At 48.1% G+C, this 16,789-nt stretch carries 17 protein-coding genes; 16 read left to right on the plus strand and 1 reads right to left on the minus strand.

Annotation, left to right across the window (positions count from 1 at the left end; genetic code table 11):
* The first annotated feature begins 54 nt into the window (after positions 1 to 54).
* The 15 genes from aroQ to spo0A all read left to right on the plus strand — a co-directional run bounded on the left by aroQ (position 55) and on the right by spo0A (position 13,862).
* Positions 55 to 477, plus strand: coding sequence for a type II 3-dehydroquinate dehydratase (gene aroQ, locus ABIC15_RS05585; RefSeq protein WP_012369802.1), 423 nt, complete (start codon positions 55 to 57; stop codon positions 475 to 477).
* 18 nt (positions 478 to 495) lie between these two features.
* The gene (locus tag ABIC15_RS05590) at positions 496 to 1,560 is read left to right on the plus strand and encodes a M24 family metallopeptidase (protein WP_012369803.1); all 1,065 of its coding nucleotides are present in this window, start codon (positions 496 to 498) and stop codon (positions 1,558 to 1,560) included.
* A 33-nt stretch (positions 1,561 to 1,593) separates the two neighbouring features.
* Entirely contained in the window at positions 1,594 to 2,160 is a 567-nt protein-coding gene (gene efp, locus ABIC15_RS05595; protein ID WP_012369804.1) for an elongation factor P, read from the plus strand.
* Positions 2,161 to 2,339: 179 nt separating this feature from the next.
* Entirely contained in the window at positions 2,340 to 2,795 is a 456-nt protein-coding gene (gene accB, locus ABIC15_RS05600; protein WP_012369805.1) for an acetyl-CoA carboxylase biotin carboxyl carrier protein, read from the plus strand.
* 14 nt (positions 2,796 to 2,809) lie between these two features.
* The gene (gene accC, locus ABIC15_RS05605; protein ID WP_214766098.1) at positions 2,810 to 4,162 is read left to right on the plus strand and encodes an acetyl-CoA carboxylase biotin carboxylase subunit; all 1,353 of its coding nucleotides are present in this window, start codon (positions 2,810 to 2,812) and stop codon (positions 4,160 to 4,162) included.
* Positions 4,163 to 4,281: 119 nt separating this feature from the next.
* Positions 4,282 to 4,707 carry a transcription antitermination factor NusB gene (gene nusB, locus ABIC15_RS05610; RefSeq protein WP_114596348.1) on the plus strand — a complete coding sequence of 142 codons (426 nt, stop codon included), beginning with the start codon at positions 4,282 to 4,284 and terminating at the stop codon, positions 4,705 to 4,707.
* Between the two features lie 67 nt (positions 4,708 to 4,774).
* A complete protein-coding gene (gene folD, locus ABIC15_RS05615) occupies positions 4,775 to 5,608 on the plus strand; it encodes a bifunctional methylenetetrahydrofolate dehydrogenase/methenyltetrahydrofolate cyclohydrolase FolD (protein WP_012369808.1) in 834 nt (277 codons plus the stop codon).
* The gene (xseA, locus tag ABIC15_RS05620; RefSeq protein WP_012369809.1) at positions 5,605 to 6,948 is read left to right on the plus strand and encodes an exodeoxyribonuclease VII large subunit; all 1,344 of its coding nucleotides are present in this window, start codon (positions 5,605 to 5,607) and stop codon (positions 6,946 to 6,948) included. The genes folD and xseA overlap by 4 nt, the downstream gene beginning before the upstream one ends.
* Positions 6,926 to 7,147: an exodeoxyribonuclease VII small subunit gene (xseB, locus tag ABIC15_RS05625; RefSeq protein WP_012369810.1), complete on the plus strand. Its 222-nt coding sequence runs from the start codon at positions 6,926 to 6,928 to the stop codon at positions 7,145 to 7,147. The genes xseA and xseB overlap by 23 nt, the downstream gene beginning before the upstream one ends.
* Positions 7,144 to 8,013 carry a polyprenyl synthetase family protein gene (locus ABIC15_RS05630; protein ID WP_012369811.1) on the plus strand — a complete coding sequence of 290 codons (870 nt, stop codon included), beginning with the start codon at positions 7,144 to 7,146 and terminating at the stop codon, positions 8,011 to 8,013. The genes xseB and ABIC15_RS05630 overlap by 4 nt, the downstream gene beginning before the upstream one ends.
* A gap of 121 nt (positions 8,014 to 8,134) precedes the next feature.
* Positions 8,135 to 10,021 carry a 1-deoxy-D-xylulose-5-phosphate synthase gene (dxs, locus tag ABIC15_RS05635; RefSeq protein ID WP_354019963.1) on the plus strand — a complete coding sequence of 629 codons (1,887 nt, stop codon included), beginning with the start codon at positions 8,135 to 8,137 and terminating at the stop codon, positions 10,019 to 10,021.
* 6 nt (positions 10,022 to 10,027) lie between these two features.
* Complete coding sequence (locus ABIC15_RS05640; protein WP_012369813.1) at positions 10,028 to 10,834, plus strand: TlyA family RNA methyltransferase; 807 nt, start codon at positions 10,028 to 10,030, stop codon at positions 10,832 to 10,834.
* Positions 10,835 to 10,976: 142 nt separating this feature from the next.
* The gene (ahrC, locus tag ABIC15_RS05645; protein WP_354019965.1) at positions 10,977 to 11,426 is read left to right on the plus strand and encodes a transcriptional regulator AhrC/ArgR; all 450 of its coding nucleotides are present in this window, start codon (positions 10,977 to 10,979) and stop codon (positions 11,424 to 11,426) included.
* A gap of 12 nt (positions 11,427 to 11,438) precedes the next feature.
* Positions 11,439 to 13,145, plus strand: coding sequence for a DNA repair protein RecN (gene recN / locus ABIC15_RS05650; protein ID WP_041261515.1), 1,707 nt, complete (start codon positions 11,439 to 11,441; stop codon positions 13,143 to 13,145).
* A gap of 3 nt (positions 13,146 to 13,148) precedes the next feature.
* Complete coding sequence (gene spo0A, locus ABIC15_RS05655) at positions 13,149 to 13,862, plus strand: sporulation transcription factor Spo0A (RefSeq protein ID WP_081432739.1); 714 nt, start codon at positions 13,149 to 13,151, stop codon at positions 13,860 to 13,862.
* A gap of 796 nt (positions 13,863 to 14,658) precedes the next feature.
* Here the strand turns inward: spo0A and ABIC15_RS05660 are convergent.
* On the minus strand, positions 14,659 to 14,913 hold the full coding sequence (locus tag ABIC15_RS05660) for a DUF2627 family protein (RefSeq protein ID WP_012369817.1): 255 nt from the start codon (positions 14,911 to 14,913) through the stop codon (positions 14,659 to 14,661).
* Positions 14,914 to 15,034: 121 nt separating this feature from the next.
* Here ABIC15_RS05660 and ABIC15_RS05665 point away from each other — a divergent pair, with 121 nt between their 5' ends.
* Positions 15,035 to 16,690, plus strand: coding sequence for a sigma-54-dependent Fis family transcriptional regulator (locus ABIC15_RS05665; protein WP_012369818.1), 1,656 nt, complete (start codon positions 15,035 to 15,037; stop codon positions 16,688 to 16,690).
* The last annotated feature ends 99 nt before the right edge of the window (positions 16,691 to 16,789 follow it).

Genomic DNA, 16,789 nt, shown 5'->3' on the forward strand with positions numbered 1-16,789 from the left:
GGAGGCGGAAAACGACTTATGATACAATAATAGAGACAATCTGGAGGTGATGAAATGCAGATTTTAGTCTTGAATGGACCGAACTTGAATTTGCTCGGGACACGGGAACCGGATACATATGGGACGCAAACATTATCGGATTTGGAAAGTCTGGTCAGGACTCGTTTTAAAGATGTTGATTTTCAGTTCGCCCAGTCAAATCATGAAGGCGAACTGATCGACTATTTACACGGAGCGCGCGGATATGACGGAATCGTCTTCAATGCGGCGGCTTACACGCATACGAGTGTTGCGTTGCGTGATGCGATCGCGGCAATCGATGTACCGACGATTGAAGTTCATTTATCAAACGTTCATGCACGCGAAGCATTTCGGCATCATTCGATGCTTGCACCGGTTTGCCGAGGAGTCATCAGCGGATTAGGGATGACAGGTTACTTGCTCGCAATCGAAGCATTGATTCAACCGTCTACATAATCAAAGGGGGAAACAGACATGAAACATCGTATTGAAGCACTTCAAACAGCTCTTAAAGAACGTGATTTACCAGGTCTTCTTGTGACGAAGGCAGAAAATATCCGATATATTTCTGGATTCACCGGTTCGAGCGGTGCATGTCTCGTGACGGCTGAACAAGCTTATTTCGTGACGGATTTCCGTTACACGGAACAAGCGGCGGATCAAGTGAAGGGAATGGAAATCGTCCAAATTGAACGGTCGATCCCTGAAACGATGGGCGAATTGATGGCTGGAGCCCGTGTGCGTGCAGTTGGCGTTGAAAAAGATGCAATGACACTCGGCGCATTCGAAGCGTTCGATCAAGCATCTTCCGTGGAATTGGTTCCGACGACTGGAATCGTTGAAAACCTACGCTTGATTAAGGATTCGTCAGAGATTAAGATGATTAAGGAAGCGGTGGATTTAGCAGATGCGACGTTCCACCACATCTTGACGTATATTCAAGCTGGCCGGACAGAGCTTGAAGTCTCGAACGAACTCGAGTTCTTCATGCGTAAACACGGTGCGACGTCGTCGTCATTCGATACGATTGTTGCGTCTGGATATCGTTCAGCGTTGCCACACGGTGTCGCCAGTTCGAAAGTAATCCAGTCAGGTGAACTTGTGACGCTTGATTTCGGTGCATTGTTGAACGGATATGTTTCGGATATCACGCGTACTGTGGCCGTCGGACCGATCAGTCCGGAGTTACAAACGATTTACGATACGGTTCTCAAAGCGCAGCTCGCAGGCGTTGACGGGTTACGTCCGGGAATCACTGGAATTGAAGCAGACGCTTTGACGCGTGACATCATCAAGGATGCAGGATATGGGGAATATTTCGGTCATTCGACGGGGCATGGAATCGGGTTGGAAGTACATGAAGGACCAGGATTGTCATTCCGTTCTGAAACGAAACTGCAACCTGGGATGATCGTGACGGTTGAACCGGGCATTTACGTACCGCAAGTCGGAGGATGTCGGATTGAAGATGACGTCTTGATCACCGAGTCAGGGCGTGAAATTCTTTCGTCTTCACCAAAAGAACTCATCACACTGTAAAACGGCAAGATCAACATTTAGGAGGAACTTTTCATGGTATCAGTAAACGATTTAAAAACAGGACTTACAATTAAAACATCAGACGGAATGATTTGGCAGGTTCTTGAATTCCAACACGTTAAACCGGGTAAAGGGGCAGCATTCGTCCGGACGAAAATGCGTAACATCCGTAACGGAAACATTCAAGAGATGACATTCCGTGGTGGTGAACGTGTCGAGCGTGCCCACATCGAACGCAACAAAATGCAATATCTCTATCCGATGGGGGAAACATATGTCTTCATGGATACAGAATCATACGAACAACTTGAATTGACAACGGCTCAAGTTGAAGCGGCACTCCCGTTCCTTCTAGAAAACATGGAAGTTCAAATCGCGATCTACAACGGTGAAGTTCTCGGAATCGAATTGCCGAACACGATCGTTATGACGATTGTTGAAGCAGAGCCGGGCGTCAAAGGCGATACAGCTTCAAACGTTAAGAAAAATGCAACGGTTGAAACGGGACATATTATCCATGTACCACTCTTCATCGAAGCAGGAGAAAAAGTAACAGTTGATACACGTACTGGTGATTTCACAGGGCGTTACAACGGATAATCAAGTTTTCGAAACGCCTATTCCTCCTCGACTTGGACGGATGGGCGTTTTTTCCTTTTGTCTTAACTTGCGTCCTTTGGTATGACCAGTTAATATTAGTATTTGAGTAGGCATTAGCACCTGGTATAATATTAAAGTATAATAATAAAGGTGAATGTTGAGATAGGGGATGAAGAAAAATGAAAATCGATCAGTTGAAGCAAGTACTCGAAATGTTGGACCAATCGAGTGTCAATGAACTTTCTCTTGAAACCGATACGTATAAGTTAAAATTAAAAAAACAAAATGATAATATCGTGGTCTCACACGAAGCACCGGCCCGCGTGGCAACGCCGGCGCCGCAAGCTGCGACAGTCACAGCAGAACCAGCTCCGGAAGAACAGAGCGTTGAAGCCGACACGGTAACGATCAATGCATTGATGGTCGGGACGTTTTATTCGCGTCCGAATCCTGACAAACCTTCGTTCGTCAAAGTCGGCGACAAGATCGAAGTCGGTCAAGTCGTCTGTGTCTTAGAAGCAATGAAACTATTTAATAATCTGAACTCGGAAGTAGCCGGAACAGTCGTCGAGATTCTCGTCGCAGATGGAGACCTTGTTGAATTCGGACAACCTCTCTTCCGGATTCGTCCTTGAGCGGGGTGATGGCAATGGAAAAACTTTTAATCGCGAACCGGGGCGAGATTGCAGTCCGGATCATTCGAGCTGCAAAAGAACTTGGCATTCAGACGGTCGCCGTTTATTCGACAGCGGACCGGGATGCCTTGCACGTCCGTTTAGCAGATGAAGCATATTGTATCGGAGATGTCAGTTCGACTGCTTCTTACTTGAATGTCACGAATATCCTGGCGGTCGCGACTAATCGGAACGTCACGATGATTCACCCGGGATACGGTTTCCTGGCTGAGAATGTTGATTTTGCCGAGATGTGTGAAGCATGTGGCATCAAATTCGTCGGACCGACATCGGCTGCTATCCGTCAGATGGGAATCAAGGATGTCGCAAAACAAACGATGATTGCCTGCGGCGTACCTGTCGTACCCGGTTCTGCCGGTACGGTCACGGACGAGGAAGCCTTACAATTGGCGGATGAGATCGGCTATCCGGTCATCATCAAAGCGACTGCCGGTGGAGGCGGACGAGGCATCCGTGTCGCCCGTTCACAAGAAGAACTTGTAACCGGCCTGGATGAAACACGCCGTGAGGCAAAGCAGGCGTTTGGAAACAGTGAAGTGTATCTCGAGCGTTTCATCGAAGAATTTCGTCATGTCGAAGTTCAAGTACTCGCCGATCGTCACGGAAACGTGATCCATCTCGGGGAGCGGGATTGTACCGTCCAACGCCGGATGCAAAAGCTGATTGAGGAAGCACCATCACCTGCTGTCAGCCCTGCAACCCGTCTGAAGATGGGCGAAGCGGCAGTCAAAGCGGCGAAGGCGATTGACTACACCGGTGCCGGGACGATCGAATTCATCTTTGTGGAAGAAACGGAAGAATTTTTCTTCATGGAAATGAATACGCGAATCCAGGTTGAACATCCGGTGACGGAAATGATTACAGGATTTGATCTTGTTCAGGCACAGCTCCAGGTGGCACTCGATCACCCGTTAGCTGTTCAACAGCAGGATATTGAATTCCGTGGTCATTCGATTGAATGCCGGATCAATGCCGAAGATCCTGATCATGACTTCCGTCCGCATGCCGGACGCGTCACACAATATGTCGCACCGGGTGGAATGGGCGTCCGGATTGATAGTGCCGTATATCCGGGGTATATGATTCCTCCGTACTATGACTCGATGGTCGCTAAGCTGATCGTTCATGCCGAAACGCGTGAAGAAGCCTGTGCGAAGATGGAACGGGCATTGTCCGAGTTTTGGATTGAAGGTGTCAAAACAACGATACCTTTCCATCAACAAGTGTTGGCACATCCCGTATTCCGTCGTGGAACGTTTACGACGAAATTTACAGAACGTGAACTAAAAGCAGAAATCGTGAAGTAATCGTGGACGGGAGTCGATTGTATTTAACTCCCGTCTTTTTGCCGTTCTCTATGTTTTTTGAAAAAAGAATGTGCTAAACTAATTGATTGAGAACGATAAAAAAAGGAGCACGTAAAATCATGATGAAAAGACATATGGCACGCGAACTGGCAGTACAGTCTTTGTTCCAAATGGAACTCTCGGATCTGTCTGCACAAGAAGCCATTGAATTCGCAGTAGAAGGTAAAGAATATGATACGTTTGTGACACGATTGGTTGAAGGAGTCGAAGCAAACAAACCGGAAATTGATCAAAAGCTGCGTGCTGCGCTCGTGAACTGGTCATTTGAGCGTCTCGGAAACATCGAACGGACGATTCTTCGTCTTGCGGTGTATGAACTGTTGTTTGAAGCGAAGATTCCAGTCCGGGTAACCATCAATGAAGCAATCGAATTAACGAAAGCTTTTGCCGATGAAGAAGCAACAAAAATCGTCAACGGTGTGCTCGGAAAAGTAGCGCAAGAAGTGGAACAAAACGGTTTGAAAGAAAACCCGCAAAGCAACTAACTTAAAAACAGAGAAGTTTGATCAGGCAAAGAGTGAAGCGAATATTTTTGGGGGAGTGGACAAAATCATGGCAGTCGTAATCGATGGGAAACAAGTCGCACAATCGTATCGTTTGAAACTGAAAGAAGAAGTCGCACGTCTGAAAGAAGAACGTATTCAACCGAAACTGACCGTCATCTTAATCGGAGAAGATCCAGCCAGTCAATCGTATGTCCGTGGTAAAGAAAAAGCGGCGCAGGAGATTGGGATGGATTCCGATTTGATCCGATTACCGGAAGAGACAAAAGAATCGGAATTGCTTCACTTGATTGAACGGCTGAATGCCGATGCCAGCGTACACGGTATTCTCGTTCAATTACCTTTGCCAAAACATATTGATGAGAGTAAGGTCATCTTCGCCATCGCTCCAGAAAAAGATGTCGATGGTTTCCATCCGGTCTCGGTCGGGAAAATGATGATCGGTGAACCTACTTTCTTGCCATGTACACCAAATGGTATTTTGCATCTCGTCAAGGAAATGAATGTTCCGATTGCCGGTCGTCATGTCGTTGTCGTCGGTCGAAGCCAAATCGTCGGTAAGCCGGTCGGAATGCTGTTTTTAAATGAATCAGCGACCGTGACGTATTGTCACTCGAAGACGGCAGATCTCGGTGCGATGACCCGTCAGGCGGACATTCTGATTGTCGCTGTCGGTGTGCCGAAATTGATTACTGCCGATATGGTCAAGCCGGAAGCCGTCGTCATCGACGTCGGTGTCAACCGGGTCGACGGAAAATTAGTCGGAGATGTCGAATTTGAAGCAGTGAAAGAAGTCGCCTCGATGATTACACCAGTTCCTGGTGGGGTCGGGCCGATGACGATCACGATGTTGCTTCACAATACGATCGAGGCAGCGAAATGACGAATCCTCTCCAGGTTTCCGAACTCGTCCAATATGTGAAACGGGAACTCGAGAACGACTCGTTGCTCCAACAAGTCCAGGTGGTGGGAGAAGTGTCGAACTTTAAACGACACTCTTCCGGTCACCTTTATTTTACGTTGAAAGATGAACAGTCGCGGATGAAAGCGGTCATGTTCGCCCGGGATGCCAGTCGTGTCAAGACGGACATCCGGGACGGAGCCCGTGTCATCATTACGGCTCGGATTTCGGTTTATGTCGCATCGGGTGAGATGCAGCTTTACGTCGAACGGATGATGGAAGACGGTGTAGGAGCCCTTTACGAAGCCTATGTCCAGCTAAAAGAGGATGTCGAGGCCCGCGGATGGTTTGAAGCGGAACAGAAACTGCCGTTACCGGCTTTCCCGCAAAAAATCGGCATCGTAACCTCGCCGAAGGGAGCCGCCCTTCATGATATCGCGACGACGTTACGTCGCCGTTATCCGCAAGCCGCTATTGTTTTTGCGCCGGTTCTCGTTCAAGGGAAAGAGGCTGCACCCCAAATCGTCCGTGCCATTGAATGGATGAACGAACATCAGGCATGTGACGTGATGATCATCGGTCGCGGTGGCGGATCGATTGAGGAATTGTGGGCGTTTAACGAAATGCCGGTCGTAACAGCCATTCATCAGTCGCGGATTCCGATCGTGTCAGCAGTCGGTCACGAAACAGACTTTACGATTGCGGATTTTGTTGCAGATGTCCGGGCGGCGACGCCGACTGCCGCAGCAGAACTCGTGACGCCGGAAGCAGCGGAACTTGCGAAGCGTCTCAATGAACTGAATCGGAGATTGACGCGCCATTACGCCCAGTACATCACCGAACGTAAGGATCAAGTCCAGCGGCTGGCAACGAGTTACGGCTTGAAGTCTCCTCGTGTCTTGTTAGGTTTGAAACAGGAACGGTTGGACCGGGCAGAGATGGGACTGAACCGGATCGGAAAACAGGTGTTGCAGTCGAAGCAACAAGCCTTGACGGATCAGGTGAACCGGTTTGCCCGAATCGCGATGCAGGAACGTTTGGCGGAACAAGGACGCCAGTTGGTCCGGACACGGAAACAGCTGGAACGGATCCATACCGTCCTCCGCACGAAGCAGGACCGGTTGCATCAAATGATTGCCCGCCTTGACTCGGTCAGCCCGACGCAAGTCATGTTGCGTGGGTATACTTACGTCGAGCAGGACGGCCGACTCGTCCGTTCCGTAACAGAATTGTCAGATCAGACCTTCCGGGTTCAGTTTCATGACGGGAGTATCCTAGCGAAACGAGAGGATGAAGAAGATGGAAACAGAACAATCCTTTGAAGCCGCTTTAGAGCGGTTGGAAGAAATCGTCGAACTACTGGAGGCAGGTGAAGCACCGCTTGAGCAAGCGATGAATTTGTACGAGGAAGGCGTGAAATTGACGGCACTCTGTCAAGGAAAGCTGTCGACGGCAGAAAAACGGCTCGATCAAATCTTGGAACAAGATGGCACGTTACGTGAAAAAGGAGGATCACAATGATTGTCTTAACAGAGTGGAAAACGCAGGTGGAGCAAGCACTGGAAACTTTCATGAACCGTCTCGAAGCACCGGATCGTCTGCGGGAAGCGATGCTGTATTCCCTTGATGCAGGGGGGAAACGTGTCCGGCCGGCATTGATTTATGCTGTCCTCGATGCTTACGGCGTCGATCGTAAGACGGGTGACGCAACAGCGGCGGCGCTTGAGATGATTCATACATATTCCTTGATTCATGATGATCTACCGGCGATGGACGATGATGATATGCGACGCGGACGTCCGACCAATCATATTGAATTCGATGAGGCGACCGCCATTCTCGCAGGGGATGCGTTACTGACGAATGCCTTTACGTGTCTACTCGAAACGATGGCCGCAGCGGAAGTTAAAGTGAAATTACTCGAGCGACTCGCAGCAGCAGCGGGTGCAGCCGGGATGGTCGGCGGTCAACTGGATGACATGCTTGGAGAGCGCGGAGGAATCAGTGATGCGGAAGAACTGGAATCGATTCACCGCCGGAAAACAGGAGCCTTGTTGATTTTTGCAGTCGAAGCAGGCGGCATTTTAGCCGGAGTCGCAGATGAGGATCTCGAACAGTTGAAACGGTACGGCCGTCATCTCGGAATTGCTTTCCAAATTCAAGACGACATCCTGGATGTGACCGGAGATGCTGACAAAATCGGGAAACCGGTTGGCAGTGATGAAGGAAATGACAAAGCAACTTATCCGAAACTGTTGGGTCTTGACGGGGCGAAAAGGGCACTTGCAGCCCAAGTGACGGCAGCGAATGAAGCAATCGAGGCTCTTTCCGTCGAAGCGACACCGCTTAAGGATTTGCTCGACTTCGTCGTCAAGCGTGACCATTAAGAGAGGCGGCGTAGTAAGCCGTCTTTTTTTTATGCGCCGGGAATGTGGCGTTCGCAAGATTGTTCTAGTACAATGTAGGGTACAAACCATATAAGAATGCAAGGGAAAGAGGCGGTAAGGTATGAAGTTGACAGAGATACAGGATCCGTCATTTTTAAAGCGTATGTCAGTCTCGGAATTAGAACTGTTCGCAGGTGACATCCGACGCTTTTTGATTGAAGAATTAGCAACGACAGGTGGACATTTAGCACCGAATCTAGGTGTCGTCGAACTGACATTGGCGCTTCACCGCGAATTTGACAGTCCGAACGATAAATTCGTCTGGGATGTCGGACACCAAGCATACGTGCATAAAATTTTGACAGGACGGGCAGGTCAGTTTGATACGCTGCGTCAACACAAAGGGTTATGCGGATTCCCGAAACGTAACGAGAGCGTTCATGACGTCTGGGAAACAGGCCACAGTTCGACCTCACTTTCGGCAGCGATGGGGATTGCTGTGTCGAATGAACTAAAAGGTAATGATGACCGGGCGATCGCCATTATCGGGGACGGTGCGTTGACAGGCGGAATGGCACTCGAAGCATTGAACCATATCGGAGCGGAACAACAAAACGTCATCGTCATCTTAAACGACAACGAGATGTCGATCGCACCGAATGTCGGGGCGATGCATCAGATGTTAGGAAGAATCCGTTCTTCGCGCAAAGTCCGTTACGCGCAAGATGAGCTCGAAACATTGATTAAAAAAATCCCGTTAATCGGCGGAAAGCTTGAAAAAGGCGGCGAGAAGCTGAAAGAAGCGGTCAAAGGAGCACTCGTTCCCGGTATGTTCTTTGAAGAACTCGGTTTTAATTATTACGGACCGGTCGATGGTCATGATTTAACGGACTTAATCGAACAGCTGAACTATGTGAAGAAAGAAGAAGGGCCTGTCCTGCTTCATGTCATCACGAAAAAAGGAAAAGGCTACCGTCCGGCTGAATACGACGGCATCGGCACATGGCACGGTCTAGGACCGTACAAGATCGAGTCAGGCGAAGTCATCAAAGGGAAATCAAAAGCACCAAGTTATTCGTTCACAGTGGCAGACACGTTGACGAAGATGGCCCGTGAGGATGATAAGTTAACTCTGATTACACCGGCGATGAGTGTCGGATCGAAACTCGACTGCTTTGAAAAAGAATTCCCGGAACGGATGTTTGATGTCGGGATTGCGGAGCAACATGCCGTAACATTTGCTGCCGGTCAGGCAACACAAGGCATGAAGCCGGTCGTCTCGATTTATTCGACCTTCTTCCAGCGTGCATACGACCAACTCGTTCATGACGTCGCACGCCAGAACCTCGATGTGACGTTCACAATCGACCGTTCGGGTCTCGTCGGTGCGGACGGCGAAACACACCAAGGTGTCTTTGATATCGCCTTCATGCGTCACGTACCGAATATCCGGATTGTCATGGCGAAAGATGAGAATGAACTGCAACACCTTCTCTATTCGGCTGTTAAATACGAAGGACCGATTGCCGTCCGTTTCCCACGCGGAGAAGGCATCGGTGTTCCGATGGATGAGACACTCCATGAAATTTCGCTTGATACATGGGACGTCGAACGCGAAGGAACGGATGTCACCATCATGGCATTCGGTCCACAAGTACAGGACGCCTTGAAAATTGCGGAACTTCTAGAAGGGGATGTATCGGTACGGGTCATCAATGCCCGGACGATCAAACCACTGGATGAAAAAATGTTGAATGCATTATACGCGGAAGGTATTCCACTCGTAACGCTTGAAGAAGCGGTGCTCAAGGGCGGATTCGGTTCAGCTGTTCTCGAACATGCCAATGAACAGGAAGCTTTCCCGCGTGTCAAACGATTTGGTATCCCGGATTGGTATATCGAGCATGGCGGTGTCAACGAATTGTTAGAAGAAATCGGATTATTACCTGGACAAATTGCGGAAGAAGTCCGCTCATTTGTCAATCAAGGAAAGAAACAGAGTGTGTAACGATTAATGGAAACTGTAAAAAAAATCCGCCTCGACGTTCTGCTCGTCGAGCGCGGTTTATGTGAAACACGTGAAAAAGCAAAACGGACCATTATGGCAGGTCTTGTATTCAGTGGCACGGAACGGCTGGAGAAAGCCGGTGAAAAAGTAAAATCAGACATCGATTTGACGGTCAAAGGTCAAGTCATGCCATACGTTGGTCGCGGTGGATACAAGATGGAAAAAGCATTAGCGGTATTCGATATCGATGTATCCGGACGGACTGGTCTTGATATCGGTTCTTCGACAGGTGGGTTTACGGATTGTGCCTTACAAAACGGGGCTGCCCATATGTATGCGCTGGATGTCGGCTCCAATCAACTGGACTGGAAATTACGGTCGGACGATCGTGTGACGGCAATGGAAAAAACCAACTTCCGTCATGCGACGCCAGATATGTTTCCTGTTCAGCCGAGCTTTGCGACCATCGATGTCTCGTTCATCTCACTGAGATTGATTTTGCCGCCATTAAAGGCGATTTTAGCTGAGGGCGGGGATGTCATTGCGCTTGTCAAACCACAGTTTGAAGCAGGGCGTGATGATGTCGGTAAAAAGGGAATCGTTCGAGATGAGCGGATTCACGATCGGGTACTCAAAGAGATGGTAGATTTCTTTGTCCGGGAAGGATTTTACGTTCAACAATTGGATTTTTCACCGATTACCGGCGGTGAGGGAAATATCGAGTTTCTCCTGCACGCCAAGCTTGAGACACCGGGGATGGAAGAATCGGTTGATCCGCTTGAAACCGTTCGTCTGGCCCATGCCGCGTTGTAAGTCTAATCGATTTCCAAACAGGCTCCGTCAAAGATGATGGAGTCTGTTTTTGATTTGTCAGGAATGAATAGGGCAAGCATGGACTTTTATCGAATTATTGGATTACAATAGTATCAGTGAAGAAAAACTGTGAGGTGCAAGGATGACAAAGGGGCAACGGTTAATCAAGATTCGGGAAATCATTACGCAGTCAGAAATCGAAACACAAGATGAGTTAGTCGAGGAACTTCGAAATGCAGGCTATAAAGTAACCCAGGCGACCGTCTCTCGAGATATTAAAGAACTTCATCTCGTGAAGGTGCCGCTCAATGATGGCCGATACAAATACAGCTTGCCTGCCGATCAGCGGTTCAATCCACTCGGAAAGTTACGCCGATTGCTCGGAGATAGCTTCATCTCGATTGATTCCGCACAAAACTTGATTGTCATGCATGTCTTACCCGGAAACGCAAATGCATTAGGTGTCTTGCTCGATCATTTAAACTGGCCGGAGTTACTCGGGACAGTCTGTGGTGACGATACGATCCTGATGATTACACGAAATGAAGAAGCAGCATCGGAAGTGACCGAACGTATTTTAGGAATGTTGTAAGGAGTTGACATGATGTTAGCTGAACTATCGATAAAACAATTTGCAATCATTGACCAGCTACAGATTGATTTCAAAAAAGGCATGACGGTCTTGACCGGAGAAACGGGAGCCGGTAAATCGATTGTGCTGGATGCGATTGGATTACTGATCGGTGGTCGCGGTTCTGCTGAATTTGTCCGGTACGGTGAGGACAAGGCGGAATTAGAAGGTCTCTTCATGATTGAAGACGGTCATATGGCCTATACGTTAGCAGAAGAGTACGGGATCGACATGGAAGACGGCATGATCATTTTACGCCGTGATTTGTTTGCTTCCGGAAAAAGTGTCTGTCGCGTCAATCATAAATTAGTCACCTTGACGATTTTACGGGAATTCGGCCGGGCTCTTGTCGATCTCCATGGTCAGCATGAACATCAACATCTGATGGAAAGTACGTATCATCAAACGATTTTGGATGACTTTGGACATGCGACGATTGCTCCGATTCTCGAACGGTATCAGGAACGTTTTCAGCAGTATGAAGAAAAACGGGATGCCTTGCAGGCACTGGCGCAAAGTGAACAGGAGTTAGCCCAACGTATTGACTTGTTGTCTTTTCAAACGGAAGAAATCGACAGTGCGAAACTCCGAACAGGTGAGGAAGAAGATTTATTGAGCGAACGAAACCGGTTGGCAAACTTTGAAAAGCTTCATGCTTCTCTCAGCGCCGCTTACGATGCGTTACATGACGAACGGCGCGGGATTGATTCCGTCGGAGACGCCATGCGTGAACTGCAACAGGCTTCAAGTATCGATGATGAATTTTCGGGTCAAAGCGATACATTGGCCAATGCATTTTATGCGCTTGAGGAAGTCGGCTATGCGGTCCGGGATCAACTTGAAACTTTGGAGTTTGATTCGAACCGGCTCGACGAAATCGAGCTTCGTTTATCTGTATTCCAACAACTCAAACGGAAATACGGAGCAACGATAGAAGAAGTCATCGCTTACGGTAAAAAAATCGGTGTGGAACTGGATACGATGACGAATCGCGATGAGCGGATTGAAAAACTGAAAACAGAAGTGGAACAGTTGGAGACGGAACTGTTCGACATCGGCGGAGAACTGTCTCAGGCCCGGAGAAAAGCAGCGCATCATTTAGGTGAAGCGATTCACCTTGAACTCCGTCAGTTGTATATGGAAAAAGCCCGCTTTGAAATCCGCTTCCTCCAAGATGGAAAGGCGCCGACTTTACGTAAAAACGGAATCGACTTCGTCGAGTTCTACATTATGACGAACGCCGGAGAACCGTTTAAATCACTCGGGAAAGTCGCTTCCGGCGGCGAATTGTCTCGGATCATGCTCGGACTGAAATCGATTTTCTCACGTTCGGTCGGTGTGGCTTCCATCATCTTTGATGAAGTGGATACAGGGGTATCCGGACGTGTCGCACAAGCGATGGCAGAAAAGATTTATCGTCTGTCAATCGACAGTCAAGTCTTGTGTATCACCCACTTGCCGCAAGTTGCATCGATTGCGGATCAACACTTGTATATCCGTAAAATCGAAGAAACGGACCGGACGACGACACAGGTCAACGTACTGACGGACTCCGAGCGCGGAAATGAACTGGGACGGATGATTTCCGGCACACATATGACGGATTTGACGTTGCGTCATGCGGAAGAACTGATGGAACAGGCAATGAACATGAAGGAATCGCTTAAAAATGGGGTGTAACAATTGATTAGAGTCGGGATTGCGGATGATAACCGAGAAATGGTCGAATTGATTCGGCAACATCTATCTGCCCAAGAAGACATGGAAGTAGTATGCGTTGCCTATAACGGAGAAAGTTGTCTTGAAAAATTAGGACATGTCGAGACCGATGTGCTGTTATTGGATATCATCATGCCCCATCTCGATGGACTGGGTGTCTTGGAGGCCTTGATGAACCAAAAGAGCAGTCCGGCTGTCATCATGTTAAGTGCGTTCGGGAAGGATGAAGTATCGCAACAGGCTGTTTCACTGGGCGCTGCCTACTTTTTATTGAAACCGTTCAGTTTAGATCAACTCGTCAACAAAATTCGTCTGGTCGTGAACGGCGTACAGCCAAGCCAAGCAGAACCGGTCGAAACGAAAGTCGGCACCACGCTCCGGGAAATCGGAATTGCGCCGCACATCAAAGGATTCACGTACTTGAAAGAGGCGGTCTTGTTGGTGCTGGAACGGGAAGATTTATTGGGGCTGATTACAAAAGAGCTATACCCGACGATTGCTAGAAAACATCAAACGACTGCTTCGCGTGTCGAGCGGGCGATGCGCCATGCGATTAAGTCGGCCTGGAAAGAAGGCATGAATGAACATACATTGTTTAACGGACGAATTGAACAGGAGAAAAGTCCGAAAAATTCCGAGTTCATCTCTTATGTATCGAACCATATGAACGGATCTTAATAGAGCGGTAATCAGGTTTTGACGGATGAAGAAAATCCGGAGAAGCCTGGTTTTTTTTAATACAAATAAAAAACTGAATATTCATTAAATAAATGTTGCACAAACTGAAGTGTTTGTTATAATAAAGGTACCAAATGATTTGGAAAGACGTCAGATGAACGTCGAGTCGAATTGGTTCCCGGAAAACCGTTCAACGAATTTCATCTCAGGTCGCCACCTGTAAACGGCTCAAGAATGATGGACGACATTCTCTTGGTAGAATTCTTATCAAGGCATTTCATATCTTTTTCGGATGATTTATCTCAAACAGATATGAGACTTCATGATTTCGAAGCAAGGAAAAAGTGAAGGGTAACGTAAATTAAACGTCCAAAGCAAGACCAAGCAAGACCAAGCAAGACCAAGCAAGACCAAGCAAGACCAAGCAAGACCAAGCAAGACCAAGCAAGACCAAGCAAGACCAAGCAAGACCAGTAACAAGTACAGTTCGTGAAAAGGAGTGTTGTCTAGCAGTGAATGTTAGCAACCGAATGATCGACTGCAACAAGCGGATGACATTACGCTTCACCTAGGTCCAAGTAAAGTCAGATACTGGAGTAGTTTTACCTTTCTATCGATCGCTCGATAGCCAAATCTGATTTCTTTCAACCTCTTCATTAAGAGGACAACCTATGGTTTTGAAGTACACGAATAGTTCTGCTATGAGAGGAGTTCATCCGTAAGTGAAACCAACTTTATATGAATAAAAGGTCCCGCGCTTGAAATGAGTTCAAGAGATGGGGACCTTTTTGTGTGTTTATTTTTTTTGATAGCGCTCCGATACTTTGCCTCGTTTACGATCGCGGTAAAAGACATAACCGGCGACGAAGCCGATTCCGCCGATGGCTAACGCCAGGCCGGAAAATCCTTGTAATACATATACATAGGCAGAATCCCCTAGATACCGGAAGGGGAATTGCGCTTTTAAGAAAACACTGTCCCGCATCAGCTTGATGCCGATGGCACCGATGATACCCGGAATGAGTAAAGATAATAGACCGATGATTCGCATGATTGTGACCCCTTTCCAAGCGTATTGTATCAGAAAATCCATATGACTGCGAATTCGATTTGCCCTCCTGTTTTAATACAGGTAGGATAAAGATGTAAGCAGTTTCAAAGGGGGAATTAGAATGCATCATCTCTTGATCGTTGGTGCGGGGCGCGGTGGAACAGAAGTATTACATGCTTTTCAACGTTCGCCTTTGTTGACGGTAATCGGGGTCGTCGATCCAGACGAACACGCGATTGGCGTTCAACTCGCAAAACGGGGACATATCCGGGTGGAAAAAACATGGACGGCTTTTCAAGGCACGGCCATTGACTTTATTATTGATGCGACCGGAGAACACGGTGTGCTCGAGCAATTGATTCATTATTTTCCGGAAGCCGCGGTTTTACCGGGAGAGTTTGTCCGTGTGTTACTCGAGCGTTTGGCAGAAAAAGAGCGGATGCTCGAAGCTATCATTCACTGTACGAGTGAAGCGATTTCAGTAGCCAATCAGGCCGGGGAAACGATGCTGATCAATCCTGCGTATACCCGGATGACCGGATATACAGAGGGAGACGTCATCGGTAAGCCGGCAAGCGCAGATATCGGGATGCAGGAATCGGTCCATTTACGGGTGCTCGAAACAGGCGAAAGTGTTCGGGATGCCCGGATGAAGATTGGTCAAGACAGACGGGATATCATTGTCAATGCCGCACCGGTCGTCGTGGATGGTCAAGTACGAGGATCAGTCGGTGTCATTCGCGATATCTCAGAAATGAAAGCGTTAACAAAAGAATTGAAGGCGGCCAAACAAAAAATCCGGACACTGGAGGCGAAATACACGTTTGATGACATCATTGCCGAAAGTGAGTCAATGCGTTTTGTCGTCGATCAGGCGAAGCTTGCCGCGACGATGCCGGTCAATGTCTTGATCCGGGGAGAGTCTGGTACCGGGAAGGAATTGTTTGCCCATGCGATTCATGCTGCAAGCGATCGCCGATACGAACAATTCGTCCGGGTCAACTGTGCAGCGATTGCGCCGAGCCTACTTGAAAGTGAATTGTTTGGTTATGAAGAAGGCGCCTTTTCCGGCGCCCGCCGTGGCGGGAAAAGAGGCTATTTTGAAGAGGCGCATGGCGGCTCCTTGTTTTTAGATGAGATTGGTGAACTGCCGCTTGATGTCCAAGCCAAATTATTACGGGTACTGCAAGAAAATGAAGTCGTTCGCGTCGGTGGAGCCAAAGCGGTTCCGGTCGATGTCCGAATCATTGCCGCGACAAATGCCAATCTTGAACAGAAAATCATCACCGGGGAGTTCCGGGAAGATTTGTATTACCGGATCAACCGGCTGCCGATCCATATTCCTGCTCTTCGCGAACGACCGGATGATCTTGCTCCGCTGTCGACACATCTGTTGCGTAAATTGAACCAAAGTTACGGCCGGTCCGTCGAACGTGTTTCTGAAGATGCATTGGAAGCGATCAGACAACAGACGTGGAAAGGAAACGTCCGGGAACTCGAAAATGTCATCGGACGCGCGTTGATTTTTACGGATAAAACGGAACAGGTTTTACGCAAAGGCCACCTGCAACTCGTTTCCCCGACACCGTCTAAACGGTCGGAACGTCCAAAAAAAGAAATCAAGCATCTGTCGGATGAGATGTCCTACGTCGAAGAACAATTGATTCGGGAAGCACTTGATGTCGTAAATGGAAATAAGACCGAAGCTGCCAAACAGTTAGGCATCTCTTTACGGGCACTCTATTACAAAGTGGAACGGTTTAACATCCAATGTTGATTTGCAAAATGTTGCGTGCAATATATTGCAAATAAATGCAATTCCATGCAAAAATAAAGACGAAGATGTTGGTATACCGTCGGTTTAGAGTTGGCATGG

The sequence above is a fragment of the Exiguobacterium sp. PvP048 genome, from assembly GCF_040549175.1.
Classification (GTDB): Bacteria; Bacillota; Bacilli; order Exiguobacteriales; family Exiguobacteriaceae; genus Exiguobacterium_A; species Exiguobacterium_A artemiae.

Excerpts from the sequence above, each read along its gene's own strand:
- aroQ (WP_012369802.1), top strand. The coding sequence starts at position 55 with ATGCAGATTTTAGTCTTGAATGGACCGAACTTGAATTTGCTCGGGACA.
- ABIC15_RS05590 (WP_012369803.1), top strand. The coding sequence starts at position 496 with ATGAAACATCGTATTGAAGCACTTCAAACAGCTCTTAAAGAACGTGAT.
- efp (WP_012369804.1), top strand. The coding sequence starts at position 1,594 with ATGGTATCAGTAAACGATTTAAAAACAGGACTTACAATTAAAACATCA.
- accB (WP_012369805.1), top strand. The coding sequence starts at position 2,340 with ATGAAAATCGATCAGTTGAAGCAAGTACTCGAAATGTTGGACCAATCG.
- accC (WP_214766098.1), top strand. The coding sequence starts at position 2,810 with ATGGAAAAACTTTTAATCGCGAACCGGGGCGAGATTGCAGTCCGGATC.
- nusB (WP_114596348.1), top strand. The coding sequence starts at position 4,282 with ATGATGAAAAGACATATGGCACGCGAACTGGCAGTACAGTCTTTGTTC.
- folD (WP_012369808.1), top strand. The coding sequence starts at position 4,775 with ATGGCAGTCGTAATCGATGGGAAACAAGTCGCACAATCGTATCGTTTG.
- xseA (WP_012369809.1), top strand. The coding sequence starts at position 5,605 with ATGACGAATCCTCTCCAGGTTTCCGAACTCGTCCAATATGTGAAACGG.
- xseB (WP_012369810.1), top strand. The coding sequence starts at position 6,926 with ATGGAAACAGAACAATCCTTTGAAGCCGCTTTAGAGCGGTTGGAAGAA.
- ABIC15_RS05630 (WP_012369811.1), top strand. The coding sequence starts at position 7,144 with ATGATTGTCTTAACAGAGTGGAAAACGCAGGTGGAGCAAGCACTGGAA.
- dxs (WP_354019963.1), top strand. The coding sequence starts at position 8,135 with ATGAAGTTGACAGAGATACAGGATCCGTCATTTTTAAAGCGTATGTCA.
- ABIC15_RS05640 (WP_012369813.1), top strand. The coding sequence starts at position 10,028 with ATGGAAACTGTAAAAAAAATCCGCCTCGACGTTCTGCTCGTCGAGCGC.
- ahrC (WP_354019965.1), top strand. The coding sequence starts at position 10,977 with ATGACAAAGGGGCAACGGTTAATCAAGATTCGGGAAATCATTACGCAG.
- recN (WP_041261515.1), top strand. The coding sequence starts at position 11,439 with ATGTTAGCTGAACTATCGATAAAACAATTTGCAATCATTGACCAGCTA.
- ABIC15_RS05660 (WP_012369817.1), bottom strand. The coding sequence starts at position 14,913 with ATGCGAATCATCGGTCTATTATCTTTACTCATTCCGGGTATCATCGGT.
- ABIC15_RS05665 (WP_012369818.1), top strand. The coding sequence starts at position 15,035 with ATGCATCATCTCTTGATCGTTGGTGCGGGGCGCGGTGGAACAGAAGTA.